The following is a 1363-nucleotide window of genomic DNA, read 5'->3' on the forward strand; positions in this document are numbered from 1 at the left end:
TCCTGATCGCAAACCGCGGCGAGATCGCCTGCCGTGTCGCCGCCACCTGCCGCCGGCTCGGCATCCGCACCGTCGCGGTGTACTCGGATGCCGACGCCGATGCGCGCCACGTCGCCTTCTGCGACGAAGCCGTCCATATCGGCGGCGCCGCCGCGCGCGACAGCTATCTGCGCGCCGATCACATCATTGAAATGGCGAAGGAGACCGGCGCCCAGGCGATCCACCCGGGCTACGGCTTCCTGTCCGAGAACGAAGCCTTCGCCGAGGCCTGCGCCGCGGCGGGGCTGGTCTTCATCGGCCCGCCGGCCTCGGCCATCCACGCGATGGGCAGCAAGAGCGCGGCCAAGCAGCTGATGGAAAAGGCGTCGGTGCCGCTGGTGCCCGGTTACCACGGCGAAGACCAGGACCCGGCGCTGCTGCGCCGCGAAGCCGACCGCATCGGCTACCCGGTGCTGCTCAAGGCCAGCGCGGGCGGTGGCGGCAAGGGCATGCGCGTGGTCGAGTCGGGCGAGGGCTTCGAGGCCGCGCTGGCGTCGGTCAAACGCGAGGCCAGCGCCAGCTTCGGCGACGACAAGGTGCTGGTGGAGAAATACCTGACCCGTCCGCGCCATATCGAGATCCAGGTGTTTGCCGACACCCACGGCAACTGCGTCTACCTGTTCGAGCGCGACTGCTCGGTGCAGCGCCGGCACCAGAAGGTGCTGGAAGAGGCGCCGGCGCCGGGCATGACCGAGGAACGCCGCCGCGCCATGGGCGAGGCCGCCGTGGCCGCTGCCAAGGCCGTGGGCTATGTCGGCGCCGGCACGGTGGAGTTCATCGCCAACCAGGACGGCTCGTTCTACTTCATGGAGATGAACACGCGCCTGCAGGTCGAGCACCCGGTCACCGAGATGATCACCGGGCAGGACCTGGTCGAATGGCAGCTGCGCGTCGCCGCCGGCGAGCCGCTGCCGCAGACGCAGCAGCAACTGCGCATCGACGGCCACGCGCTGGAAGCGCGCATCTACGCCGAGAACCCCGACAAGCAGTTCCTGCCCTCCACCGGCACGCTGCGCTTCCTGCGCACGCCGCCGGCGGTGCAGTTCATGCGCGGCGAGGATGCTCATGGCCCGGCCGGCATCCGCATCGATGCCGGCGTGCGCGAGGGCGACACCATCAGCCCATACTACGACCCGATGATCGCCAAGCTGATCGTCTGGGGCAAGGATCGCGACGAGGCGCTGGCGCGGATGCGCCAGGCGCTGGCCGCGTATCACGTGGTCGGCCTGTCGACCAACGTGGCCTTCCTGCAGCGGCTGGTGAAGTCGGAAGCGTTCCGCACCGCCGACCTCGATACCGGACTGATCGAGCGCAACGAGAAGAC

At 69.5% G+C, this 1363-nt stretch carries 1 protein-coding gene; it reads left to right on the top strand.

Annotated features, from left to right (window positions below; all coding sequences use genetic code 11):
- Positions 1-2: 2 nt before the first annotated feature.
- On the top strand, positions 3-1363 hold a 1361-nt coding region (locus tag J8I82_RS37665; protein ID WP_245180675.1), incomplete at its 3' end, for an acetyl-CoA carboxylase biotin carboxylase subunit.

It is taken from the genome of Cupriavidus consociatus (assembly GCF_017814975.1).
Lineage (GTDB): Bacteria > Pseudomonadota > Gammaproteobacteria > Burkholderiales > Burkholderiaceae > Cupriavidus > Cupriavidus consociatus.